Origin of the sequence: Tenacibaculum pacificus (genome assembly GCF_027941775.1) — a bacterium.
GTDB classification, from domain to species: domain Bacteria; phylum Bacteroidota; class Bacteroidia; order Flavobacteriales; family Flavobacteriaceae; genus Polaribacter; species Polaribacter pacificus_A.
Window position 1 is genome coordinate 359265 of record NZ_CP115917.1, and the last position, 24928, is coordinate 384192.

The 24928-nt window shown below is 28.5% G+C and carries 26 protein-coding genes, 1 tRNA gene and 1 pseudogene; 13 read left to right on the forward strand and 15 right to left on the reverse strand.

Annotation, left to right across the window (positions count from 1 at the left end; all coding sequences use genetic code 11):
* Nucleotides 1-33: 33 nt before the first annotated feature.
* The 3 genes and pseudogenes from PG913_RS01565 to PG913_RS01575 form a co-directional block, all read right to left on the reverse strand.
* A complete protein-coding gene (locus PG913_RS01565; protein ID WP_271231323.1) occupies nucleotides 34-1032 on the reverse strand; it encodes a GntR family transcriptional regulator in 999 nt (332 codons plus the stop codon).
* Between the two features lie 147 nt (nucleotides 1033-1179).
* Nucleotides 1180-1253, reverse strand: a tRNA-Ile gene (locus tag PG913_RS01570).
* A 53-nt stretch (nucleotides 1254-1306) separates the two neighbouring features.
* Nucleotides 1307-2280 (reverse strand): annotated as a pseudogene (locus PG913_RS01575) (polyprenyl synthetase family protein).
* Between the two features lie 126 nt (nucleotides 2281-2406).
* Between PG913_RS01575 and PG913_RS01580 the strand changes: the two are divergent.
* From PG913_RS01580 to PG913_RS01600, 5 genes are all read left to right on the forward strand, one after another.
* A complete protein-coding gene (locus tag PG913_RS01580) occupies nucleotides 2407-3012 on the forward strand; it encodes a TetR/AcrR family transcriptional regulator (protein ID WP_271231324.1) in 606 nt (201 codons plus the stop codon).
* A gap of 91 nt (nucleotides 3013-3103) precedes the next feature.
* A complete protein-coding gene (locus PG913_RS01585) occupies nucleotides 3104-4345 on the forward strand; it encodes a TolC family protein (RefSeq protein WP_333780771.1) in 1242 nt (413 codons plus the stop codon).
* 7 nt (nucleotides 4346-4352) lie between these two features.
* The gene (locus PG913_RS01590; protein WP_271231326.1) at nucleotides 4353-5519 is read left to right on the forward strand and encodes an efflux RND transporter periplasmic adaptor subunit; all 1167 of its coding nucleotides are present in this window, start codon (nucleotides 4353-4355) and stop codon (nucleotides 5517-5519) included.
* 21 nt (nucleotides 5520-5540) lie between these two features.
* Nucleotides 5541-9005, forward strand: coding sequence for an efflux RND transporter permease subunit (locus PG913_RS01595; protein WP_271231327.1), 3465 nt, complete (start codon nucleotides 5541-5543; stop codon nucleotides 9003-9005).
* Nucleotides 9006-9108: 103 nt separating this feature from the next.
* Nucleotides 9109-9585 carry a regulatory protein RecX gene (locus PG913_RS01600; RefSeq protein ID WP_271231328.1) on the forward strand — a complete coding sequence of 159 codons (477 nt, stop codon included), beginning with the start codon at nucleotides 9109-9111 and terminating at the stop codon, nucleotides 9583-9585.
* On the opposite strand, the gene PG913_RS01605 is transcribed toward PG913_RS01600, so the two are convergent.
* Complete coding sequence (locus tag PG913_RS01605) at nucleotides 9578-10102, reverse strand: hypothetical protein (protein ID WP_271231329.1); 525 nt, start codon at nucleotides 10100-10102, stop codon at nucleotides 9578-9580. The two genes, PG913_RS01600 and PG913_RS01605, sit on opposite strands and share 8 nt — an antisense overlap.
* Nucleotides 10103-10321: 219 nt before the next feature.
* On the opposite strand from PG913_RS01605, the gene PG913_RS01610 reads away from it, so the two are divergent.
* Both PG913_RS01610 and PG913_RS01615 read left to right on the forward strand, forming a co-directional pair.
* Nucleotides 10322-10912, forward strand: coding sequence for a thioredoxin family protein (locus tag PG913_RS01610; protein ID WP_271231330.1), 591 nt, complete (start codon nucleotides 10322-10324; stop codon nucleotides 10910-10912).
* 91 nt (nucleotides 10913-11003) lie between these two features.
* Nucleotides 11004-11504: an ABC transporter ATPase gene (locus PG913_RS01615; RefSeq protein ID WP_271231331.1), complete on the forward strand. Its 501-nt coding sequence runs from the start codon at nucleotides 11004-11006 to the stop codon at nucleotides 11502-11504.
* Here the strand turns inward: PG913_RS01615 and PG913_RS01620 are convergent.
* The 6 genes from PG913_RS01620 to mce form a co-directional block, all read right to left on the reverse strand.
* The gene (locus PG913_RS01620) at nucleotides 11478-12014 is read right to left on the reverse strand and encodes a hypothetical protein (protein WP_271231332.1); all 537 of its coding nucleotides are present in this window, start codon (nucleotides 12012-12014) and stop codon (nucleotides 11478-11480) included. The two genes, PG913_RS01615 and PG913_RS01620, sit on opposite strands and share 27 nt — an antisense overlap.
* 36 nt (nucleotides 12015-12050) lie before the next feature.
* Nucleotides 12051-12746 carry a tRNA pseudouridine(55) synthase TruB gene (gene truB / locus PG913_RS01625; RefSeq protein ID WP_271231333.1) on the reverse strand — a complete coding sequence of 232 codons (696 nt, stop codon included), beginning with the start codon at nucleotides 12744-12746 and terminating at the stop codon, nucleotides 12051-12053.
* Between the two features lie 3 nt (nucleotides 12747-12749).
* A complete protein-coding gene (locus tag PG913_RS01630) occupies nucleotides 12750-13544 on the reverse strand; it encodes an undecaprenyl-diphosphate phosphatase (protein ID WP_271231334.1) in 795 nt (264 codons plus the stop codon).
* 2 nt (nucleotides 13545-13546) lie between these two features.
* On the reverse strand, nucleotides 13547-13789 hold the full coding sequence (locus tag PG913_RS01635) for a DUF3098 domain-containing protein (RefSeq protein ID WP_271231335.1): 243 nt from the start codon (nucleotides 13787-13789) through the stop codon (nucleotides 13547-13549).
* A gap of 7 nt (nucleotides 13790-13796) precedes the next feature.
* Nucleotides 13797-14675 carry a cell division protein FtsX gene (locus PG913_RS01640; protein ID WP_271231336.1) on the reverse strand — a complete coding sequence of 293 codons (879 nt, stop codon included), beginning with the start codon at nucleotides 14673-14675 and terminating at the stop codon, nucleotides 13797-13799.
* A gap of 62 nt (nucleotides 14676-14737) precedes the next feature.
* Nucleotides 14738-15139 (reverse strand): methylmalonyl-CoA epimerase, encoded by a 402-nt coding sequence (mce, locus tag PG913_RS01645; RefSeq protein WP_271231337.1) that lies wholly within the window; start codon nucleotides 15137-15139, stop codon nucleotides 14738-14740.
* Nucleotides 15140-15415: 276 nt separating this feature from the next.
* On the opposite strand from mce, the gene PG913_RS01650 reads away from it, so the two are divergent.
* The 5 genes from PG913_RS01650 to PG913_RS01670 all read left to right on the forward strand — a co-directional run bounded on the left by PG913_RS01650 (nucleotide 15416) and on the right by PG913_RS01670 (nucleotide 19751).
* Nucleotides 15416-16030 carry a hypothetical protein gene (locus PG913_RS01650; protein WP_271231338.1) on the forward strand — a complete coding sequence of 205 codons (615 nt, stop codon included), beginning with the start codon at nucleotides 15416-15418 and terminating at the stop codon, nucleotides 16028-16030.
* 623 nt (nucleotides 16031-16653) lie between these two features.
* Nucleotides 16654-17421, forward strand: coding sequence for a sensor histidine kinase (locus tag PG913_RS01655; RefSeq protein WP_271231339.1), 768 nt, complete (start codon nucleotides 16654-16656; stop codon nucleotides 17419-17421).
* A 25-nt stretch (nucleotides 17422-17446) separates the two neighbouring features.
* Nucleotides 17447-18091 (forward strand): response regulator transcription factor, encoded by a 645-nt coding sequence (locus tag PG913_RS01660; protein ID WP_271231340.1) that lies wholly within the window; start codon nucleotides 17447-17449, stop codon nucleotides 18089-18091.
* 21 nt (nucleotides 18092-18112) lie between these two features.
* Nucleotides 18113-18508 carry a 30S ribosome-binding factor RbfA gene (gene rbfA / locus PG913_RS01665; protein WP_271231341.1) on the forward strand — a complete coding sequence of 132 codons (396 nt, stop codon included), beginning with the start codon at nucleotides 18113-18115 and terminating at the stop codon, nucleotides 18506-18508.
* A 40-nt stretch (nucleotides 18509-18548) separates the two neighbouring features.
* Nucleotides 18549-19751, forward strand: a complete 1203-nt coding sequence (locus PG913_RS01670; RefSeq protein ID WP_271231342.1) for an ABC transporter permease — start codon at nucleotides 18549-18551, stop codon at nucleotides 19749-19751.
* Between the two features lie 64 nt (nucleotides 19752-19815).
* Here the strand turns inward: PG913_RS01670 and PG913_RS01675 are convergent, their stop codons facing one another.
* The 5 genes from PG913_RS01675 to PG913_RS01695 form a co-directional block, all read right to left on the reverse strand.
* Nucleotides 19816-20211 (reverse strand): hypothetical protein, encoded by a 396-nt coding sequence (locus PG913_RS01675; RefSeq protein WP_271231343.1) that lies wholly within the window; start codon nucleotides 20209-20211, stop codon nucleotides 19816-19818.
* 55 nt (nucleotides 20212-20266) lie between these two features.
* Complete coding sequence (locus PG913_RS01680; protein ID WP_271231344.1) at nucleotides 20267-20479, reverse strand: hypothetical protein; 213 nt, start codon at nucleotides 20477-20479, stop codon at nucleotides 20267-20269.
* Nucleotides 20480-20605: 126 nt separating this feature from the next.
* Nucleotides 20606-21001, reverse strand: coding sequence for a hypothetical protein (locus tag PG913_RS01685; RefSeq protein ID WP_271231345.1), 396 nt, complete (start codon nucleotides 20999-21001; stop codon nucleotides 20606-20608).
* 153 nt (nucleotides 21002-21154) lie between these two features.
* Complete coding sequence (gene dusB / locus PG913_RS01690) at nucleotides 21155-22156, reverse strand: tRNA dihydrouridine synthase DusB (RefSeq protein WP_271231346.1); 1002 nt, start codon at nucleotides 22154-22156, stop codon at nucleotides 21155-21157.
* Nucleotides 22157-22203: 47 nt separating this feature from the next.
* Nucleotides 22204-22854, reverse strand: a complete 651-nt coding sequence (locus tag PG913_RS01695) for a hypothetical protein (RefSeq protein WP_271231347.1) — start codon at nucleotides 22852-22854, stop codon at nucleotides 22204-22206.
* A gap of 241 nt (nucleotides 22855-23095) precedes the next feature.
* Between PG913_RS01695 and lepA the strand changes: the two genes are divergently transcribed.
* On the forward strand, nucleotides 23096-24892 hold the full coding sequence (gene lepA, locus PG913_RS01700; protein ID WP_271231348.1) for a translation elongation factor 4: 1797 nt from the start codon (nucleotides 23096-23098) through the stop codon (nucleotides 24890-24892).
* Nucleotides 24893-24928: the final 36 nt, after the last annotated feature.

The following is a 24928-nucleotide window of genomic DNA, read 5'->3' on the forward strand; positions in this document are numbered from 1 at the left end:
TGGTTATTTTAAATATAAATTAGGTGTAAGTTATTAAATAGAGTTTCTTAAAATTAAGCTATTTGGATTTTCAATTCTTACATTTTCTTGCTTTGTAACCATTTGTGCTAAACGTTTTCCCATAGCGTTAAAATCAGTTGATATTGTTGTTATTCCTCCTTGAACAACCTCTTTTAATAAAGTGTCGTTGTATGAAATAATTCCAATATCTTTTGCTAATTCAAAGTTTAATGTTTTTATCATTTTAATGATACGAATTAAATTTCTGTCATCAGGAATTAAATAAAGGTCTCCTTTTGATAAAATTCTATTCTCGAAACTAGCTACAACTTCATTATTAAAATGATGTTTTTTACAAAATTTATTAAAGCCTTTTAACATTCCGATTGGTTGATTGTCATCTACAAAGAGTAATATTAATTTTTTGTATGGTTTTAAATATTTTAATCCTGTTTCAAGAGATTGGAAAATATCTTTTTCGAAATTTTGATAAATAGCGGAGTATTTAAAATGCTCTTTTCCTATTTGATCTAAGATATATACGCTGTCTTTAGGTAAAACATCTAAAATTAAATGCGTGTTTTTTAAGTTAGCAGGCATAACAATATAGGTGTTATAAATTCCAATATTATCATGTATTAATTTACTAAAAACATCTTGATTAAAGTGATGGAAAAAAATATCTACTTTATCGCCTTCGTCTAAATTTGATAAAAAAGAATTATATAAATCTTCTTTAAAGGCATTTAATTCATCAAATAATAGGAATATTTTTTTAGAAGTACTTATATTCTTGCTTTTTACATAATAGCCTTTTCCAGGAACTGATTGTATAATCCCTCTGGATTTAAGTAAGCCATATGCTTGCAGTACGGTATCTCTAGAAATATAAAACTGTAGTTTAACTCTATTAATTGAAGGTAATTTATCTCCTTGTTTGTAGTGGCCGTTAAGAATACCATCTTCGATAGATTTAACTATCTGCTTATATTTAGGCATTCCATTATTTTCTTCAAGAATCATGAAACTCATAAACGCTAAGATATATCATTAAATTATAGTAAACCAACTGGTACGTACTAGTATGTTTTGTTTTTTCTTGAGAAAATAATCTTAAATATTTTTAATTTAAAAGCATAAAAAAACCTCAAAATCAGTTAAGATTATGAGGTTTAAACGTGGTCCCACCAGGACTCGAACCTGGGACCACCTGATTATGAGTCAGGTGCTCTAACCAACTGAGCTATAAGACCGTTTTTGATTAGGACTGCAAATATACAAGTTTTTTTTAATTAGAAAAGTTTTTTTAAACTTTTCTGCTCATTAAATTTTCACCAAACAAACGAAGCCCATTTTTTTGAGCATCACTAATATTTAGGTGTATTAAACTTTTAAAAGACTTATTTGTGTAATATTCAATAAGTTCGTGTGTATATTTAGGTATATTATTCTTCGAAAAAATATCAGAAACCGTCTTTATTTTTTCTGAAATATTTTCTTGTTTTTTATTGTAAAGAGTATTTAATTTTTCTTTATCAGTATCATTTGCTACTTCAAAAGTTTTTAAATAGAGGTAGGTTTTTTTATTTTCGATAATATCTCCACCAACTTGTTTACCAAAAGTTTCAGGATTTCCATAAGTATCTAAATAATCATCTTGTAATTGAAATGCGATACCTAAATTTAATCCGTAGTTATATAAATGTTGTGCTTGTTCATCACTAGCATCAGCAACAATAGCGCCCATTTTTAGTGCTGCAGCTACTAAAACAGATGTTTTTAAGGTAATCATTTTAATATATTCAGCAATAGTAACATCATTTCTGGTTTCAAAATCGACATCTAATTGTTGTCCGTCGCAAACTTCAAGCGCTGTTTTGCTAAATAATTTGGCTAGTTTTTGAAAAACAATCGGCTCGTAGTTTTCAAAATATTGATACGCTAAAATTAACATTGCATCTCCAGAAAGTATTCCTCTGTTAATATCCCATTTTTCAGCTGAACGGTTTTATGTCCTCTTCTTAAAGGAGCATCGTCCATAATATCATCGTGTACTAGCGTGAAATTATGAAATACTTCAACAGCTAACGCCGCTGGCATTGCTTTTTTATAATCACCAGAAAAAATATCAGCAGCAATAAGTGTAAGTATTGGGCGAATTCTTTTTCCTCCTATTTGAAGAATGTAATCTATTGGTTCATAAAGGTTTTTAGGTTCTTTTATTGTTTTTTTAGAAGCTAAGTAAGATAAAAAGTCTGATTGATATTTTAGTATGTCCAAATCTTGAATTTTTTGTAAAAATAAGATAAAGAAAAATTCTAATTGTTAGGGAATGTTAAAAAATCATTAAAACTTAGGAAACTTTTATTGTTTTTAAAGTTTCCTTGTGTACATTTGCAAACGATTATGAGAGATAAAATATTAAATAAAGCAGGAGAGATGTTTTTAAACTTCGGGTTTAAAAGCGTTACCATGGATGATATTTCAGGAGAACTTGGAATATCGAAAAAAACATTGTATAAGTATTTTTCAAAGAAAACTGAATTGGTTGATGCGAGTACAGAAGCCGTTCATAATACTATAAATGAAGCAATTACAAATATAAAGTTACAGGAGTATAATGCTATTGAAGAGGAATTTGCAGTAAAAGCAATTTTTAAAGAAATGTTTAAAAATGCAAAAACTTCACCAATGTTTCAGTTAAAAAAATATTATCCAGAAACATATACGAAGTTAATGAATCGTGAAATATGTATGTTTAGAGATTGTAATATTGATAACTTAACAAAAGGTATTAAAGAGGGTTTTTATCGTGAAAATTTAAAAATAGACTTAGTTGTAAATTTTTATTTTACATTGATTTTTGGTGTTTTTGAAACAGAAATGTATGGTAGTGAAATGCAAGAATTAATGAAAGTAGAATATGAAATTTTAGAATATCATATAAGAGCTATTGCAACTGAAAAAGGATTAGAAGAATTATATAAACAATTAGAAATTATAAATTCATAAATTACATAAACCAATGAGAAAATACATATACAGTGTATTTATATTCTTTTGTACGAGCTTCTTATTTGCTCAGGAAGAACTTAATTTATCAATGCAACAAGCCATTGATTATGCTATAAAAAACAGTTACAATAATAAAATAGCTGAAAATGATATTAAAGCAGCCATTAAAAGAAAGTGGGAAACCACTACCATTGGATTACCTCAAATTGATGCTAAAGTTGATTATATCAATAATTTAAAACAACAGTTTCCTGGTATAGATTTTAATCAAGATGGTATAGTAGATTTTGGAGCGAAACAATCTGTAACAGGTACAGCAACATTAAGGCAATTGCTTTTTGATGGTTCTTATTTAGTGGGTTTACAGGCAGCAAAAACGTACTTAAAAATTTCAGAACAAGCTAAAGAGAAAACAGGATTAGCAACAAGAGAAGCAATAATAAATGCATATGGTAATATTCTTGTTTCTGAAAAATTAATTGAAATTCTTCAAAAAAATAGCAATATTTTAGAAAAAAACTTCAAAGATGCTAAGAAAATTAATGAAAACGGATTAAATGAAGAGGAAGACGTTGAACAGTTAGAAATTACATTAGGTAATATTCAAAATAGTTTGAGAAATGCAATTAGATTAAAAGAAATTGCTTATCAAATGTTAAACCTTTCTTTAGGAAATCCGATAAATACAAAATTGATTTTAACAGATAATTTAGATAGTTTGATTATGCCAAGTACTGCTTTAGCATTATTATCGAAAACATTTAATTTAGATACACATATCGATTTTAAAATTGCTGAAAATGATAGAGAAAGCAAGCGTTTATTAATGCGTTTAGAGCAAAGTAAAGGATTGCCTAGTTTGAGTGCTTTTATGAATTATTCTTATATCGCCAATTCAGACGATTTTAGTTTTTTTGATTCTTCACAAAAATGGATACCAACATCTGTATTTGGAGTTAGTTTAAATATTCCAATATTTAGTAGTTTAGGAAGAAGTGCTAAAACTGCTCAAGCCAGAATTGAATTAGAATCTGCGGATATTCGTTTGGAAGAAGTTAAACAAAAGTTGAACTTACAAACAGCATCGGCAAAAAGTGAATATCAGTTAAGTATTGAAAATTATGAATACGCTATGAAAAACATGAAGTTAGCAGAGCGTATTGAAAAAAAGCAACAAATTAAATTTTTTGAAGGAATTTCATCAAGCTTTGATTTATCGCAAGCACAAAACCAATTGTACACTCAGCAAAACAATTATGTACAGTCAATGTTAGCTGTTATTACTAAAAAAGCAGCATTAGAAAACGCATTAAATATACCTTTAAAATAAATCTATAATGAGAAAAATATATACACTATTAGTAATAACGCTATTTTTAGCTTCCTGCGGAGGTAACAAAAAAAAATCTGTAGACAAAGTTATAGCTTCTAATGATTTAGTGAAAATACGAACTAAAAAAACGGAAATAAATACAGAAATACAGGCATTATCAGAAAGTGTTAAGGCGTTAAATGCTAAAATTGCAACTTTAGATACGACTAAAAAAGTTCCGTTAATAACTGTTGTATCAGCAAATAAAACAGTGTTTAATCATTATTTAGAATTACAAGGAGATGTAAAAACAAAACAAAATGTTTTAATTTATCCTGAAATGGCTGGACAGTTGGTTCAAATTTATGTGAAAGAAGGTCAGTTTGTAAATAAAGGACAATCATTAGCTAGAATAGATGACGGAGGTTTATCTAATCAGTTGGCACAAATAGAAGTTCAAACAGCACTTGCTGAAACTACTTATAATCGTCAGAAAAGATTATGGGAACAAAAAATTGGTTCTGAAATACAATTTTTACAAGCTAAAACTACTTATGAAGCTCAAAAAAATGCAGTTTCTCAATTAAGAAAACAAGTTGCAAAATCAGTAATAAAAGCTCCTTTTTCTGGAGTTATAGATGATGTAATTAAAGAACAAGGCGTAGTTGTTGCTCCTGGTGCTGGAGCAGAAGTTTTTAGAATAGTAAATCTTTCTAAAATGTATATTGAAACGGCAGTTCCTGAAAGTTATATTGTAGCTATCAAAAAAGGTAAAAATGTTGAGGTAGAATTTCCTGTATTAGGTAAAAAAATGAACTCAACAGTACGTCAGGTTGGTAATTTTATCAATCCAGCAAATCGTACTTTTAATGTTGAATTAGCAGTTGATAATAAAGACAAAAGTATAAAACCAAATTTAACAGCAAAGTTAAAAATTAACGATTATACTAATAATGAAGCATTATTAATTCCACAAAGTATTATTTCTGAAAACGCAAAAGGAGAACAATATGTTTATCTAGTTGTTGATTTGAAAGATAAAATGGGTACGGCAAAACAAGTAATTATTACTACTGGAAAAACTCAAGGAGATGTTGTTGAGGTTTTAAATGGTGTTAAAGATGGCGATAAAATTGTTGTTGAAGGTGCTCGTAGTGTTCAAAATGGTCAGCAAGTACAAGTTTTAAACTAATTCACCAATAAAATTATAAATATGTCTAAAAAAAACAAACAGGTGGATAAGGAATTTGGCTTATCATCTTGGGCTATAAACAATAAAACAACAATGTATGTTTTAATAGCGCTGATACTTTTCTTAGGTACTTCGGCTTACTTCGGTATGGCGAGAGAAAATTTTCCAGAAATAAAAGAAACTAAAATATATATAAGTTCTATTTATCCTGGAAATACTGCGGAAGATATAGAAAAACTGATTACCGATCCTATTGAAGATAAATTAAAATCAGTTAGTAATGTTGTAGATATTACATCAACATCTCAAGAAAATTACTCTATTGTTGTTGTTGAGTTTGATGAAAAAATAACTGTAGATGCCGCTAAGCAAAAGGTAAAAGATGAGATAGATACGGAAACTTCAGGTGAAGATTGGCCAACTTTTAATGGTGCTAAAGTTGAACCAAATGTTTTCGATTTAAGTATATCAGAAGAAGTTCCGATTTTAAATATTAATATTTCTGGAGATTATCCCGTAGGGAAGCTTAAAAAATTTGGAGAATACCTTGAAGATGAAATAGAAAGATTAACCGAAATTAAGCAAGTAGATATTAGAGGTGCTCAAGAAAAAGAAGTAGAGGTTGCTGTAGATGTTTACAAAATGATGGCTGCTAAGGTAAGTTTTGACGATATTAAAAATAGTATTGGAAAAGAGAACTTAACCATGTCAGCAGGAAATTTAATTTCTAGTGGGCAAAGACGTACTATCAGAATTATTGGAGAGATTCAAAATCCGAATGAGTTAGAAAATTTTGTTGTAAAAGCAGAAAAAGGAAATGCAATTTATTTAAGAGATATAGCAACTGTAAGTTTTAAAGATGAAGATAAAACGACCTACGCCAGGGAATTTGGAAAAGAGGTGGTTATGTTAGATGTTAAAAAACGTTCAGGTGAAAACATGGTTGCTGCTGCAGAGCAAATACGAGAAATTGTAGAACATGCTAAATTAAACGTATTTCCTACGGATTTAAAAGTAACAATTGCTAATGATCAATCTTCAAAAACAGTTGGTCAAGTAGATGATTTAGTAAATAATATCATTTTTGGAATTATATTAGTTGTTACTGTTTTGATGTTCTTTTTAGGATTTAAAAATGCTTTATTTGTTGGATTTGCCATTCCGATGTCTATGTTTATGTCATTAATGATATTAGATTTATTCGGATATACTTTAAATACCATGATTCTTTTTGGATTAATTATGGGGCTCGGTATGCTGGTAGATAACGGAATTGTAGTTGTTGAAAACGTTTACAGATTAATGACTGAAGAAGGTATGAGTCGTGTTGAAGCAGCCAAAAAAGGAATTGGTGAAATTGCTTTACCTATTATTATATCAACATTAACTACTGTTGCAGCCTTTGTACCGCTTGGTTTATGGCCTGGTGTAATGGGACAGTTTATGAAATATTTTCCTATTACGCTTTCTGTTGTATTGGGATCATCATTATTTGTGGCAATATTTTTTAATTCGGTATTAGTATCACAATTTATGACTACTGAAGATAAAGATATGCCCTTAAAGCAGATTCTTAAAATATCAGGAATTATTGGAGTTATTGGTTTATTAATTTTATTTTTTGGAGGAGCTTATAGAGGTTTAGGTACTTTAATGTTACTAACCGTGATTATGCTTTGGGTTTATCGTTTGTTTTTACGTAGTTGGGCAAACGGATTTCAAAATAAAATATTACCACTTTGGGAGCGTGTTTATGAAAAGATTCTTCGATTTTCGTTAAGTGGAAAAAAACCGATATTTATTACTGTTGCTACCGTTATTTTATTATTTATTGCAGGTTATAGTTTTAGATTATCTATTGAAAGTAAGCGTACTAAAATAGAGTTTTTTCCTGATACAAAAGCAAATCAAATTACGGCTTATATCGAATATCCTGAAGGTACAGATATTAAAAAAACCAATGAAATTACTAAGGCTATAGAACAGCGAATGTTTAAGGTAATTAATGATAGTGGTTATATAAAAGATGGTCAAAACTTTTTAACAGAAAGTGCTGTTTCACAAGTTGGTGAAGGTGCAGGGAATCCGCAAACAGACGGAGGTTCGGCAGCCGAAATGCCACATCGTGGAAAAATAACAGCAACTATGCGTGAATTTAAATTCAGGCAAGGTGAGGATAGTAATGAATTATTGAAAAAAATTCAAGAAGATTTAAAAGATGTGTATCCAGGAGTTTCTATTTCTGTAGAAAAAGATGCAGCAGGTCCACCAGCAGGATATCCTATTAATGTAGAATTAGAAGGTGAAGATTATGCTGAACTTATTGTTACTGCTGAAAAAATGCGTGATTTTCTTAATACTAAAAATATTCAAGGTATAGATCAATTAAAAATTGATGTTAACAAATCTAAACCAGGAATAGAAGTAGTAGTAGATAGAAAAAAAGCAGGAGAATTAGGCGTTAGTTCTTCTCAAGTAGGGCAACAATTACGTAATTCTATTTTTGGAGCAAAGGCGGGTATTTATAAAAAAGATGGAGAAGATTACGATATTTATGTTCGTTTTAATAAAGAAAACAGATATAATACGAGTGCTCTTTTTAATCAGAAAATTATTTTTAGAGACATGACTTCTGGTCAAGTTAAAGAAGTTCCTATCTCTGCGGTTACCAAACAAAAAACATCTTCTGGTTTTAGTGCCATAAAACATAAAGATGTTAAACGAGTAGTAACGTTGTACTCTGCATTAGCACCAGGATTTACAGATGCTGGAGCTATTGTTTCAGCAATTCAAAATGAAATGCAAAGTTTCAAGGATAAACCAGCTAGCGTAAAAATTGATTATACAGGTCAAATAGAAGAGCAAAAGAAACAAATGTTGTTTTTAATGGGTGCTTTTTTTACAGGTTTAGGGTTAATCTTTTTCATATTGATTTTTCAATTTAATTCAATATCAAAACCAGGTATTATAATGCTTGCTATCTTTTTAAGTTTAATCGGTGTTTTTGGAGGTATTGTAGCAACAGGAAGTTCTTTTGTTATTATGATGACAATGATGGGAATTATTTCTTTAGCAGGAATTGTTGTAAATAATGGAGTTGTATTACTTGATTATACACAATTATTAATAGATAGAAAAAAACTTGAACATAATTTAGGTGATAACGAATATATTGAAGAAAATGAGCTTTTTGAAGCAATTGTAAAAGGTGGAAAAGCACGTTTACGTCCTGTATTATTAACTGCAATTACTACTATTTTAGGATTAATTCCGTTAGCAACAGGATTCAATATTAACTTTTTTACTTTGTTTAGTGAATTTAATCCGAATATATATGTTGGTGGAGATAATGTTATTTTTTGGGGTCCATTAGCTTGGACAGTAATTTATGGACTTTTTATCGCTACTTTTTTAACATTGATTGTAGTACCAATTTTATTCTATTTAGTAACAAAGTTTAAAATGTGGTTAAAAAGAAATGTATAATATTTTATTTTTGATTTTATCTTAGATAAAAAAGAGTTGGAAATGTAAAAATTTTCAACTCTTTTTTTATTTTAGAAGTTTTTTAGAAGATGTTTTAGATATTATGAATAAAGAGATAAATAAAGGTGTTTTTACTGTAGATGAAATAAAACGAAAGATGGAACATTATTGTGTCTATCAAGATCGTTGTCATAAAGAAGTAGAAAGTAAATTAAGTTCGTTTAATGTTATTCCCCAAGCTAGAGAAATAATTCTGTTAAGTTTAATGGAAGATAATTTTTTAAACGAAGAGCGTTTTTCTAAAAGTTTTGCAAGAGGAAAATTTCGTATTAAAAAATGGGGAAAAAACAGAATTGTAAGAGAATTAAAATTCAGAAATATATCGGCATATAATATAAAAACAGCGTTAAAAGAAATCAACGAAGAAGATTATATTACTACATTATATAGTTTAGTTGCCAAAAAAAATGAGTTAGTAACAGAAACAAACATCTTTAAAAGAAAAAAGAAAATAGTCGATTATTTATTATACAGAGGTTTTGAAAGTCATTTAATTTATGAAGCATTAAGTGTTATTTAAAATTAAATAAACTGTCTAGGTTTATCTCTTTGTCAAATTGTTTTTTAGCGTAAATAGTGTTTATTTTAGTATTCATACTTCCAAATAATACGAAAACTTTTGATAACTGAGAATTCACTTCTTTAGGTGTAATAGCAGGAATGTTTTCCATATCGTTTAATCGTAATATTTCGTTTTGAAAAACATTCATACGTGCTTTAAACGCAGGTGTTTTAAGTGTCGTAATATTTAAACTATCTTTTAAATGCTTGGTTAGTTGTTTTAATTCTAACGCATTATTTAAAGCCTCTGCAGGTGTTATTTTTTTTAATTGCTGTAAAAAATTTTCTAGGATAAAATATTCTTTCCATTTTTCAATTTCTTTTGTCGAAGTTTTATCAAGTTCTGTATATTTAGGATGCTTAACAGCTGTATCCATTCCTGTTTTTTGAATAGGTGTATTTGTTTTGTTTTCTTCTTTTTTACAAGAAAAAATAAAAAATACTAAAGAAAGTAAAAGAAATAAATAATGTTTCATTTATGAGAAATTAAAGCTGTAAAAATACCTATTTTATTCGATTTAATAGCAATGATAAAAATAGATTAAATCGAATTTATATGTTTTAAAGTATCAAAATTAAAATTGATTGTAAGTTTTTAAGTTAAAGTTCGTCTACCATATTTTTAGATACATATTGTAACTTATGTTGTATTTAAATAAGAAAAAATACATTTGTATAAATAAAGAGTCATTAAGATGAAAAAAATTATAGAAAATAGTTTAGAAAAATCAATTTCATATCCAGCATATAGAACGCTTGTAAAAAATTTGTTAGATGAAGGGAAATCAACAGGACCTAATCAATCAGAAGATTTATTAAATTATAGTTTGTTAAATGATAAACGCATGAAGCGTTTAGATAAAACAATAAAAGTTTCAGAAGAAACAGTTGCAAAACTAAAAGAAGTAAAAGAGCCTCAAACTTGGTTGGTATTAACTGAAGGTTGGTGTGGTGATGCTGCTCAGAATTTACCTGTTATTAATAAAATAGCCGAAGAAAATGATAATATTCAATTAAAAGTAGTTTTAAGAGATGAAAATTTACCATTAATGGATGCTTTTTTAACAAATGGTGGACGTTCTATTCCTAAATTAATTGCTTTAGATAAAAATAATGAAGTAATTAATACTTGGGGTCCAAGACCTGCTACTGCTACTAAAATGGTTGTTGATTATAAAGCAACACACGGAAGTTTAGATGCTGATTTTAAAAAAGATTTACAAATTTGGTATAATAAAAATAAGGGAATCAATGTTCAAGAAAATATTGTTGCCTTGTTAAAATAAAAACAACTTTTTAATATAAAATAAATCTCCTTTTTGTTTATCAGAAAGGAGGTTTTGTTTTCTGTATCTTTGCAACTCAGAAAGAATAATTATGTTAGTAGATTTTAATACATTATCAGAAGAATCAAAAGTTTGGATTTATCCATGTAATAGAAAGTTTTATCCAAAGGAAATTGACGGATTAAACGAACAATTAAAAACATTTGTTGAAGGATGGAAGTTAGATGATGAAAATTTTCAAGCATCTTTTGAAGTACGATACAATCGTTTTATTATTTTTTCAGCATCAGAAGATGCAGTTTTGTTAAATGTCGATATTGATGCACAAGTTGGTTTTATTTTACAATTACAAACTCAATATGAAGTTGAATTGTTAGATAGAATGAATGTGTGTTTTAAGCAAGGTGAATACACACAATACAAAGAATTGAAAGACTTTAAACAGTTAATTAAAAATAAAGCAGTAACAGAAAAAACTATTGTTTTTGATAATTTAATTGAAACAAAACAAGAGTTAGATAATTATTGGGAAGTGCCAATTTCTGAAAGCTGGTATAGCAGATTTTTAAAGAAAAGTAAAACCAAGTCCTAAAGAAATACTGTCTAGATTTCCGTTTTTAAAGTTTGTTATTTTTTTTCGATGAAAATCTAAACGAATAACGGTAAGCCATCTACTTGAGTTGCTAATTTGTACGCCCAAACCAAACGCGTAGTATTTACCATCTTCAAATTTACTTGAAGGTCGCCATATATTACCATAACTAGCTTCAGTAAAAAAGCTATCATCATCATCTTGATCAATGTTATAACGTAAAGTTCCATAGATAGGAATTGCATTTAAACTGAACTTAGGATGATGGTCATATCCTAAATTAACAATAGTTGCCCAGCGTTCGGCAAATTTATACCCAAAGCCAGTACGTACAAAAATAGCTGAAAATTTTAAAGCATTTTCACCATCATCAGGATTAAATAATACGTAGTTTTCATTAAGTGAAAACGTGAAATTTAAGGAACTTGTAAAAAAAACTTTCTTTTCTTGGGCTTTTAATGACTGATTTACCGTAAAAATTATTGCAAAAATAAATAGTATTTTTTTCATAGCGCTAAAAAATTATTTAACGCTATGTAACAAAAATTATTCCAATTTTAATGTTTTTATAAATTCGTCAACACTTAAGGCGTTATCAACATGAAAATCACCGATTTTAGTTCTTCTTAATTTTGATAAATGAGCACCAGAATTTAAAGCAATTCCAAAATCATAAGCTAAAGAACGAATGTATGTTCCTTTACTACAAACAACTCTAAAATCAAGATTATTACCATCAATTTTTGTGATTTCAAAAACAGGAATCGTAACTTCTCTTGTTTTTATTTCGGTAGTTTCTCCTTTTCTTGCTAATTCATATAAACGTACACCTTCTTTTTTTATCGCTGAAAAAATAGGTGGTTTTTGCTGAATTACTCCTGTAAATTGTTTGGTTGTTTCATTAATTAATTCTTCGGTAATATGTTCCGTAGAAAAAGTTTCATTTATTTCGGTTTCCAAATCATAACTAGGCGTTGTTCCTCCTAAAGTAATTGTTCCCGTGTATTCTTTTATTTGTCCTTGATATTCATCAATAATTTTGGTTTTTTTACCTGTACAAAGTATCAATAACCCAGTTGCCAAGGGATCTAAAGTTCCAGCATGCCCAACTTTAATTTTTTTGATGTTAAATCGTTGTCTTATTTCCCAACGCAATTTGTTAACCACTTGAAAAGAAGTCCATTCTAAGGGTTTATCAATTAATAAAACTTGTCCGTTTTTATAATCTTCTTCAGTTTTCATAATTTAATTTAATAAAGAGTATCCTATAGCTATTAATCCTACAACAGCACAGTAAATTGAAAAATAAGATAATTTGCTTTTTTTAACTAAAGCAATCATCCAGTTACAGGCAACTAAACCTGAAAGAAAAGCAGCAATAAAACCTGCTGATATTGGTATGATTTCTGAAGATTGAAAATTAATATCTCCACCTAAAAAATCTTTTGCTATTTTTCCGAAGATAAGAGGAACGACCATTAAAAATGAAAATCGTGCTGCTTTACTACGGTCAATTCCTAATAAAACAGAAGTAGAAATAGTAGCTCCAGAGCGTGAAATTCCTGGTAACATTGCAATAGCTTGAGAAATTCCAATAATTAATGAATTATTAAAAGAAACTTCTTTGTTAGTGTTTTTAGCTTTATCAGCAAATAATAATAAACCTGCTGTAATTAATAACATAATTCCTACTAATAATATTTTTCCACCGAAAAAAGATTCTAATTGTTTTTCAAAAGCTAATCCAATAATTACTGCAGGAAGCATCGAAATTATAATTTTTACTGAAAACTTCATTTCTTCATTCCATTTAAATTGGAACAATCCTTTGAAAATTTCAGCAACTTCTTTTCTAAAAACAACCAAAGTACTTAATGCGGTTGCAAAATGTAAAACAACGGTAAAAGTTAAACTTTCTTCGGGAACAGAGGTATCTCCTAAAATTGCTTTTGCCAATTCTAAATGACCACTAGATGATACAGGTAAAAACTCGGTAAGTCCTTGAATAATTCCAAGGATAATTGCTTCTAATAAATTCACGCTTATTTTTTTGGATTGGCTAAAATAGCATAAATTTCGATTCCTAAACCGATAATAACCAAGGTTGGTGCTAAACGAATTCTGCGCCAGCTATAAATTTCTTCATTAAAAATAGTTGGGTCATCGCTTCCGCCACCTGCCATTAAAATAAAGCCTAGTGCAATAACCGCTAAACCTATTAACATAATGATATAATTTTGTTTACCAAATAAAAATTCTTGTTTTGAGGTAGTGTCTTTTTTCATAAAAATTTTAGTAATACAAATCGTTTGTTTGTAAGTTTAAAAAACGTTGTGTTGCAAAAAAGGTACTGATAGCGGTAATAAAAAAAGCTGTAAATAAAACACCTCCAGTTAAATAGGTTATTGAGGTGTAATCAGTTAATAGTTCTAAAGTAGGAATGTTTTTATCTATATAATAAATTACAATAGCTAATCCACATAAAGAAATAACAGCCCCTAAAAGTCCTAGTTTTATACTTTTCCAAATAAAAGGTCTACGGATAAAACCTTTAGTTGCACCTACCATTTGCATTGTTTTAATATTAAATCGTTTAGAATAAATAGATAATCTGATTGAACTATTGATTAATAGAATAACCATTAATCCGAAGAAGCCACTTAAAACTAATAACCAAAAACTGATTCGTTGAATGTTTTCAGTTAGTAACCTAACTAAAGGTTTATCGTAATTTACTTCTGCAACAAAATCGTTTTTATCAAAAGATTTTTTAATAATATCCATTTTTTCAGGAGTTACAAAATCGGCTTTTAAATAAATATCAACACCATTTTTAAGAGGATTATCTCCTAAGAATTTTAAAAAATCTTCTCCTAAATCTTCTTTATAGGTTTTTGCAGCTTCTGCTTTAGAAATATAAATTGCTTTATTTGTATAGCTTTCTTTTTCAAGAGATGCTTTAAATTTTTGGCGTTGTGTTTTGGTTACATCATCATTTAAAAATAGCGTCATTACTACTTTTTCTTTAAAATGATTAGCAACTTTAGTTGATTTAAGTATAACTAATCCTAAAAATCCCATCATAAAAAGTACCAAAGCAATGCTTATTACTACAGAAATGTAAGAGGATTGTAGGCGGCGTTTTTGAAAAGAGTCAAAAGATTTAGACATTATTAAGTAGTAGTTTTAGATACTGCAAGATACAAATATTTACGAAATTCAAAATGAATGTATTACTCGATTTCTTGGCATAATTCAATTAAAACACCATTTGTTGTTTTAGGATGTAAAAAAGCTACTAATTTATTATCAGCTCCTTTTTTTGGTGTTTTATTAAGTACTGTAAAACCTTCTTTTTGTAAGCGTTTTATTTCTGATTTTATATCGGTAACGGCAAAAGCAATATGATGTATACCTTCACCTTTTTTTGCTATAAATTTAGCAATAGGACTTTCGGGATTTGTGGCTTCTAAAAGTTCAATTTTATTTTCTCCTGATTTAAAAAAAGAAGTTTTAACGGCTTCACTAGCTACTTCTTCCGTTTTATAATGTGGTTTTCCAAAAAGTGAAGCAAATAATTCATTTGATTTTTCTAAATCTTTTACCGCAATTCCAATATGTTCTATGTTGTTCATCTGATAAATATAAAAAATATTAAGGAGATTATCCTTTTTAGAATACTGTTTCCTTATTCTGATAAATAAAATAATAAAAAAACTGTTATTCGTTTTTATTCAAACATTGAGTATAAAACAAATGTAAATAAGACAGGGTATTCTCTTCGTTGCTAAGGGTGTTTTTCTCTATTTTTTTATTTAAAATATTGATTTACTTATATGTTGATAAAAAAAATATTTTTGAAAGAAACAAGAGTGTATATTTGATTATAATTAAACCAAATTTAGCGTATCATGGAAGAAAAAAATATTTCTGAAAAAATCAGAGAAGAAAAACAAACTGTTTTTTCGTATAAAGACGAAGGAAGAACTAAAGAAATGCTTAATTATACCGAAATTATTGATGTATTAAAGCTTTATGATGTTACTAGAATATCACCTATTGAAAAAGCTTTAGGTTACGAAGACTCTCGTATTAACACATTCAATTTTGTACAGTTTAAAAAGTATTTAGGACGTATTGAAAATTTAAGTAAAAAAGCTGGTATTGAAATTACTGGTATTAGTTTTATTGCTACTGCAAAGCAAATAGATAATACAAACGATAAAGGCTATGGATGTTTAATTTATCTTCCGTCAACTACAGTTAATGGAGAACAAGTATTATTTGATCCTGAGCAAAGTGTTAAACAAAGAAAATTAGTAACCTTTAAAGAAATGTTAGCAAAACATGGCTATAATTGGATTTATGACTCAAAAGAATCTTATAGTAAAGGTAAAAGAAGAGATTACAATTACAAAATAGAGTTAGAACAGAGTGTATTAAGGAGAGCAGCTCAAGGTGATGAAAGTGGTGCAGGAAATTTAACTCATATTAAACCACCATATTTAGATCAAGGAGAAAAATAGTATTCTTTTGTTTTTTAGATGTACTTTAATTAAAACAATTATTATATAATGTTCCAACATTTGTCTCTCTTTTTTCAGATTATAACAGCAGTTATTTGTTTGTTTTTATATGAAAAATATAAAGATCAAGGTTTTTATATTTATCTTTTGATCTTACTTGTTTTTACTGCAATAATTGAGGTGGTTGGAACATATCTTCTTTACACAGATATTGGAAGTTATTTTCTATCTTACTTTTTTGTTTTTTTTCAAAATACATTATTAATTCTGATATTTAAGGAGTTATTGAGGAAAAAAAGTGTCGTTTATCTTTTGTATTTTCTATTTTTAATTTTTTGGGTAATTTATTTTAATGATATGAATGAAGTTTATCTAATTATTATTTTAGGTGCAACAAATAGTGCAATATTTCCTTTTATATACCTTAAAGAACTTTTAATGTCAGATGAAATAATAAACTATAAGAAACTATTGCCTTTTTGGGTTTCAGTCGGTTTTTTAATTTTTTATTTACCTTCGATTCCTTTTTTTAGTATGTTAAATTATATGCATAGTAGAGGGTTATTTTTCATCTTGAATATACTTGTAATATTGATGAATATATTTATAATTTACGGTTTACTATGCAGCAAGAAAGAGAAATATTAATAATAACCACTTTAATAATCATCGTAATTGTTGGTTTTTTAGTGATTTTATTTACAGTGTTTCAGCGTCGTAAAAACAAGTTGTTAGAAGAAAGAGATATTGCTAAAAAATATTTTGAAACGGCAATTACAGAAACACAAATAGAAATAAGAGAAGAAACCTTACGTGGTATTAGTTGGGAATTACACGATAATATAGGACAACTTTTAACATTAGCAAAAATACAATTACAATATGCATCGCCTGGTAATATTGATGACATAAAAGAAACAATTACTAAAAGTTTAGTAGAAATAAGAGCACTTTCAAAATCAATAAATCCAGAATTTATAAATAGCATTAACTTTACAGTTGCTTTACAGTTAGAAATTGACCGTTTTAATAGGTTAAATTATATAACAGCTAGTTTAACTATTATCGGTGAAAAAATAGATTTAGATCAAAAATCAGGAATCATTATTTTTAGAATTTTACAAGAATTTTTTTCGAATACAATTAAACATGCAAAAGCTACAAATTTAGATGTAACAATTAAGTATAGTGAAAATGAGGTAGAAATTACAGCTAAAGATGATGGTGTAGGTTTTATTTTAGGTGAGGTAAAAATAAATGGTATTGGTCTAGGGAATATAAAAAATAGAGCAAAATTAATAGGTGCCAAAGCTAATTTAACATCAATACCAACAAAAGGTACTACCTTAGTCATTAATTATTTTTTTAATACAGAAGAACTTATCAACTAACCTACTAAAAAAAACCTTAATAAATATGACATATTCAGTTGTTGTTGTTGACGACCACACGCTTTTATCTCAAGCCATTGAAGGAATGGTAAATTCATTTGATAAATTTAAAGTACTATACACCAGTAAAAATGGACAAGAATTAGTCGATAAATTTAAAATATCAGCTAAAAATGTACCCGATATTGTTTTAATGGATGTTAATATGCCAGTAATGAATGGTATTGAAGCTACAGAATGGGTTTCAGAAAATTTTCCAGCAGTAAATGTAATGGCTTTATCAGTTGAAGATGCTGAAAATACCATGTTAAAAATGTTGAAAGTGGGTGCTGTTGGTTATTTATTAAAAGATACCGAAAAAAATGTTTTAGAAAAAGCACTACTTGAAGTGATGGATAATGGCTTTTATCATACAAGAAATGTAACTACATTATTATTAAATTCTATTTCAGGAAAAAACGAAAAAGAAAATGTCAACTTCAAGTGTAATGAAATGATATTCATGAAGTTAGCTTGTTCTGAATTGACTTATAAAGAAATTGCAGACAAGATGTTTTTAAGCCCTAAAACGATAGATGGTTATCGTGATAGTTTGTTTACAAAGTTAAATGTAAGAAATAGAGTAGGGTTAGTAATATATGCAGTGAAAAATAAAATTTACACTCCGTAATTTTATCCTTAAATTTGCAGCATGGAAGAAACTAACAGACAACGAAAAATTGCAGGAGTATTGCAACTAGATTTGGTAGACGTTTTACAACGTGCTGCACAAGATGGAATGAAGGGAGTAATTATATCGGTATCTAAAGTTTCGGTTACTGCCGATTTAGGAGTCGCTAAAATATATTTAAGCGTTTTTCCTTCGGATAAAAGAGATGAAATTGTAGAAGGTGTAATTTCTAATACGCCGTTAATTCGTCGTGAATTAGCAAAACGTACAAGAAATCAATTAAGAAGAATGCCAGAATTATTGTTTTTTGGAGATGATAGTCTTGATTATATTGAAGATATTGATAAGTCTTTAAAAGGTGAAGATGTAGATCCTATTCAAAATCCTGATGTATTGCCACGTCGTCAAAAACGTTAATAAATTTTCTTTACATTGCTAATTAAAATTTATTAAAATTTTGAAATTTTCTTTATACATCGCTAAAAGATACCTGTTTTCTAAAACAAGCACAAACGCCATAAATATTATTACATTTATTGCGGTTTTTAGCGTTGTTGTAGGGGCTTTGGCATTATTTGTTATTTTATCGGGTTTTTCAGGATTAAGAACTTTTAGTGATTCTTTATTGAATGCCTCTGATCCTGATATCAAAATAACGACAGTAAGAGGAAAATCTTTTGAATATTCTGATGATGTTCATCAGAAATTAATAAAAGATACTGAAATAAAGACAATTTCAAAAGTAATAGAAGAACGTGTCTTTTTAAAATATAAAGATAAAACACATATTGCTTATATTAAAGGAGTAGATGCTAGTTATAAAGGTATTATTCCTGTAGATTCACTATTAACTGTTGGTACTTGGGTCGATCCTGAGTTTAAAAATACCGCAGTTATTGGCTACGGAATTTCATATAAATTATCGTTAGGAGTTTTAAATTTTGGCGCACCATTACAAATTATGGTTCCAAAGCCAGGAAAAGGATTTGTAAATGCCAATAATGCTTATGTATCTGTTGATACGCAAGTAATAGGAGCGTATTCAGGATCTGAAGAATTTCAAAATAAATATGTTTTTACAGAATTATCTTTAGCGCAAGAGTTGTTAAATTATACTGAAAATCAGATTTCAGGAATCGAACTAAAACTACAACCAACTGTTGATTTAGATGATTTTCAAGAGCAATTACAACAGCGTTTAGGAGCTAATTTTGAAGTTAAAACAAGAGCGCAATTAAATGCGTTGTACTATAAAGTAATTAATACCGAAAATTTTATTTCTTATTTAATTTTTACATTGATAATAGCGATAGCCTTGTTTAATGTGATAGGTTCTATTATAATGATGATTATTGATAAGCGTCAAAACTTAAAAACTTTGTATAATTTAGGTGCTAGTATTGAGGAGATAAAAAAGATATTCATTCTACAAGGATTTTTATTAACCATTGTAGGAATGATTGTAGGAATCGTTTTGGGAGTTTTATTAGTGTTAATTCAGCAACGTTATGAGTTATTTATGATAACTCAAAATTTAGCATATCCAGTAGAATTCAGATGGATAAATTTATTGGTTGTAATTCTTACCATTTCAATACTTGGTTATATTGCCGCTAAAATAGCTAGTTCAAGAATATCGAAAACGTTTATCGAAAAATAAAATTTTCATAATATTTTAAATTTTAGTTTAGTAAGTTAAGGTTTTTTATTTTCTAAGCGATTTTTTAGGTACTATATAGCTTGCTGAATATTTTAGGTTTTTTTTTAGTTATCTTGAAGTTATTAAACGCTTCTTGATACCATTTTGAATCAGCAGAAAAAGTATCATAAAATTCTACTACAGCAGGAACATAAAACCCTCCATCAATACAAGGTTGAATTCCTGTTATTCCTACTCCAAGTTTTTTAACTCTGTTTAATACTATTTGAAAATCTGATTCTGAGAAATAATATATCCATTCAGAGTCAAATCCATCATTTATATTTTCAAGTTCCTTAAACACATTGGTTTTTAAATATTCATCTTCTTTTATTTGGTCTTCTTTGCTATAATTTTTGAATTTTAGCATTGCCTTTTCTAAGGTTTTTAACTTAGCTTTCTTTTTAGGATTACCAATCACAATTTTAATTTTTTAGTTAATATTATTTTAATAGTAGATTCGTACTAGTAATTTTTTAAGAGTCAGTGAATTCCCAATCAACATCTCCTAAATCTATTTTTTTATGCATTTCGAACTCAAGACTAGAGATTCCTGCAAAATAATTAGAGACTTTAAAACTTAAACCAGTCAATGTTCCTGCTTCTATATTTAATTTAGAACATCTTTCAATTTCATTTTTAATATTTAAATACTGTTCATCACTTAATATTATTTCTATCTTTTTCATTAAAATTTATTTTTAAATGATTATAATTTAGTTTGATTTTTAGGTAGTTAATAAAAACATAAATAAATAAAAAATCCTCACATATTTTTGAAATAGGGGAGGATTGATAGTTTCTCTTTTTGATTTTTATTTTCTGAGTTTTCTCTGCTGTTTTCTTTCTAATTTTCGTTTTCTTTTAGCAGCTTTTTTTTGTTTTTTTAAATACTGATGATGTGCATTTACGGTCTTATTATTAATACGCCCTGTTACTTGAACATCATAGCCAAGAGATTTTAATTTCTCTTGATATTTTTTCATTTTGATTTTATCTTGTTCACATTTTACAAGTTCTTTTTTTGATTTTTCTTGCTTAACTTTTGAACATTTAACCTCTTTCCATTCAATTTTTTTGTCATACTCAAAACATCGCTCGTAGCATATTCCTGGTTTTGCGTTTCGAGGTAAATTAGAATTTTGAGCTTTTACTTGCGTATTGAATGCTAAAAAAGCGAGTATTGTAATTATAAATTGCAATTTTTTCATTTTTCTTAAAGATATAAATTTATTCTAAATTAGTACATAAAAGCGAAGTAAATACAGAAATTAAGGAAGCTTGTAAAATGTGCAAACACACAGATTCGCCCCTACGATTATTAATGTAGGGGCAGACCTATGTGTCTGCCCCTTTTTGATTTATTACCTAATATCAGGAATAATCATATTTCCAAATTTTGCTTCAACTTCATCAAAAGCTTTGAAAACATCTTCTGGAGCATCCGAAGTTACCATTTTCATTCTATATTCTTTAAAATGTGGAATTCCTTTAAAATAATTGGTGTAATGTCTTCTTGTTTCAAAAACGCCTAAAACAGGTCCTTTCCAATCGATAGCCATTTGTAAATGTCTACGAGCCATTTCTACACGTTGTGCAATTGTTGGCTTTGCTAAATATTCACCTGTTTTAAAATAGTGTTTTATTTCGTTAAAAAACCAAGGATATCCAATAGAAGCTCTACCAATCATACAGCCGTCTAAACCATATACATCACGCATTCTCATGGCTTTTTCAGGTGTATCAACATCACCATTTCCAAAAACAGGAATGTGCATTCTTGGGTTGTTTTTTACTTCTGCAATTGGTGCCCAATTTGCTTCGCCTTTATACATTTGCGCACGTGTTCTTCCGTGGATAGAAATTGCAGCACAGCCAACATCTTGTAAACGTTCGGCAACTTCTACAATTTTAATAGAATCTTCATCCCAACCTAAACGAGTTTTAACTGTTACAGGTAAATTCGTATGTTTTACCATTGCTTCGGTTAGTGAAACCATTAAGTCGATATCTTTTAAAATACCTGCACCAGCTCCTTTAGAAACCACTTTTTTAACAGGACATCCAAAATTGATATCAATAATATCAGGGTTTGATTTTTCAACAATTTCTACAGATTGTAGCATTGAATCTAAATTTGCTCCAAATATTTGAATCCCGACAGGGCGTTCTTTTTCGTAAATATCTAATTTCATTACGCTTTTTGCGGCATCACGAATTAATCCTTCCGAAGAAATAAATTCAGTATAAACCACATCGGCACCATTTTCTTTGCATAAAGCTCTAAAAGGTGGGTCACTCACATCTTCCATTGGCGCTAATAATAGCGGAAAATCAGGAAGTTCTATATTTCCAATTTTAATCAAAATTCTATAATTGTATTTTATGTTCTATTTTATCAAATAAACGATTATTAGTTACCTAATTCGGTTATTTTTTTCTCGTATAATTTTTTACTTTCAGTAACTGCAACATTAAGTTCTTGCATTATACCATCAACTCTTTGTTCAATGCTTTTCATTTGTCCGTTAATAGAATCGAATGAATTAAGTGCAGCAGCAACTTCTAAAGCTTTTACAATTTCAACAGCATCAGTATGCAAAAGTCTTAATTTTTGTATTGCTTTTGATGTATTATTTAGCGTTGTATTATAGTTCTTTTTTGCTTTATTAATTGCTGATAAAAGAGTTGTTTTGGTTGCAACATCGCTCAAACTATTGGTTTGAGTTTCCATAGCGGTAAATAAATTAGAAGCTTTTGCTTTTAAATCTTCAAATTCTTTATTAAGGTTATTTACTTTTCTATTGACTTTTTCCCAATCGCCATAAACTCGGGCAAATTCTTTATCTTCATTTTTGGCATCTTCTAAAGCTAATTTTAATGCTCCTAAAGAATTTAAACCTTTGGTTATTTTTTTGTTAGCGGTTTCTTTTTTGTTTTCGAAAGTTGAAACTTGAGATTTGAATTTCTCTTTTAAACGGATTAAATCTTCAGGGCTTCTGTCTTTCCAACAAGAAGTTAATAATAAAAGTAATCCAACAAATAGTACTGTTTTTTTTAACATATATGAACTGTTAATCATTTAATTGATGCAAATATACAATGAAGATATAAAAATGTACGGTTTCCTATTTATAAAATGTGCTAATTCATTTATTCTGTGGTGTTTTAAACAGTAAAAGGTGTTTTATAAACTAAAAATTCTCTTTTTATTGAAATTAATATTTTTTTGAATAAATTTTTAATTGTACAACGTTTTTCAATAAAGTATCTTTGTCAGTCATAAGAGGTTAGAAATACGACGAATGAAGAAAATTAGAAATTTTTGCATTATTGCACATATTGATCACGGTAAAAGTACACTTGCAGACAGATTATTAGACTACACAGGTGCTGTAACGGAGAGAGAAAAGAAATCACAGTTATTAGATAGCATGGATTTGGAGCGTGAACGTGGTATTACCATTAAATCACACGCTATTCAAATGGATTATACTTTTGAAGGTGAAGATTATATTCTAAATTTAATTGATACCCCAGGACACGTAGATTTTTCGTACGAAGTATCTCGTTCAATTGCCGCTTGTGAAGGTGCATTATTAATTGTTGATGCTGCACAAAGTATTCAAGCACAAACGATTTCTAATTTATATTTGGCTTTAGATAATGACTTGGAAATTATTCCAGTTTTAAATAAAGTTGATTTACCATCAGCAAATCCTGAAGAAGTAACTGATGATATTGTTGATTTATTAGGTTGTGAACCTGAAGAGGTAATTCACGCAAGTGGAAAAACAGGTTTTGGAGTAGAAAATATTTTAGAAGCAATTATTAAAAAAGTTCCAGCGCCAACAGGAAATCCTGATGCGCCTTTAAAAGCTTTAATTTTTGATTCTGTTTATAATTCTTACAGAGGAATTGAAACTTACTTTAGAGTAATTGATGGTTCTATTAAAAAGAATCAGCGTATTCAATTTATGTCAACAGGTACGGAATATAAAGCCGATGAAGTTGGTACTTTAAAACTAGAACAAGAAGTAAAGCAAGAAGTAAAAACAGGAGATGTAGGATATTTAATTACAGGAATTAAAGTTGCAAAAGAAGTAAAAGTAGGAGATACAATTACCGACTTTGAAAATCCAACAGAAAGCCTTATCGATGGTTTTGAAGATGTAAAACCAATGGTTTTTGCAGGTATTTATCCTGTTGATACAGAGGATTACGAAGAATTACGTAATTCAATGGAAAAATTACAATTAAACGATGCTTCTTTGGTGTTTCAACCAGAAAGTTCAGCAGCATTAGGTTTTGGTTTTCGATGTGGATTCTTAGGAATGTTACACATGGAAATTATCCAAGAACGTTTAGAACGTGAATTTAATATGACAGTAATTACTACTGTTCCCAACGTTTCTTATCACGCATACACAAAGAAAAATCCTACGGAAATTGTATTATTAAATAATCCGACAGATTTACCTGATCCATCAAGATTAGAAAAAGTTGAAGAACCTTTTATTAAAGCATCAATAATTACAAAATCTGATTTTGTTGGACAAGTAATGTCGCTTTGTATTGAAAAAAGAGGGGAAATTGTAAATCAAACATATTTAACTACCGAAAGAGTTGAATTAACTTTTGATATGCCTTTAGCAGAAATTGTATTTGATTTTTATGATAGATTAAAAACAGTTTCAAAAGGGTATGCTTCTTTTGATTATTCGCCAATCGGAATGCGTACTTCTAAATTAGTTCGTGTAGATATTCTATTAAATGGTGATCCTGTTGATGCACTTTCAGCATTATTACATGCAGATAATGCCTATACAATCGGTAAGAAAATTGTAGAAAAATTAAAACAATTAATACCAAGACAGCAGTTTGATATTCCTATTCAAGCAGCAATTGGAGCTAAAATTATCGCCAGAGAAACAACTAAAGCTTTACGTAAAGATGTAACAGCAAAATGTTATGGTGGTGATATTTCTAGAAAACGTAAGTTATTAGAAAAGCAGAAAAAAGGTAAGAAAAGAATGCGTCAAGTTGGTAATGTAGAAATTCCACAAGAAGCATTTATGGCAGTTTTAAAATTGAATGATTAAAGAATAAAAAAAAAGGGGAAGTTTTTAAAACTTCCC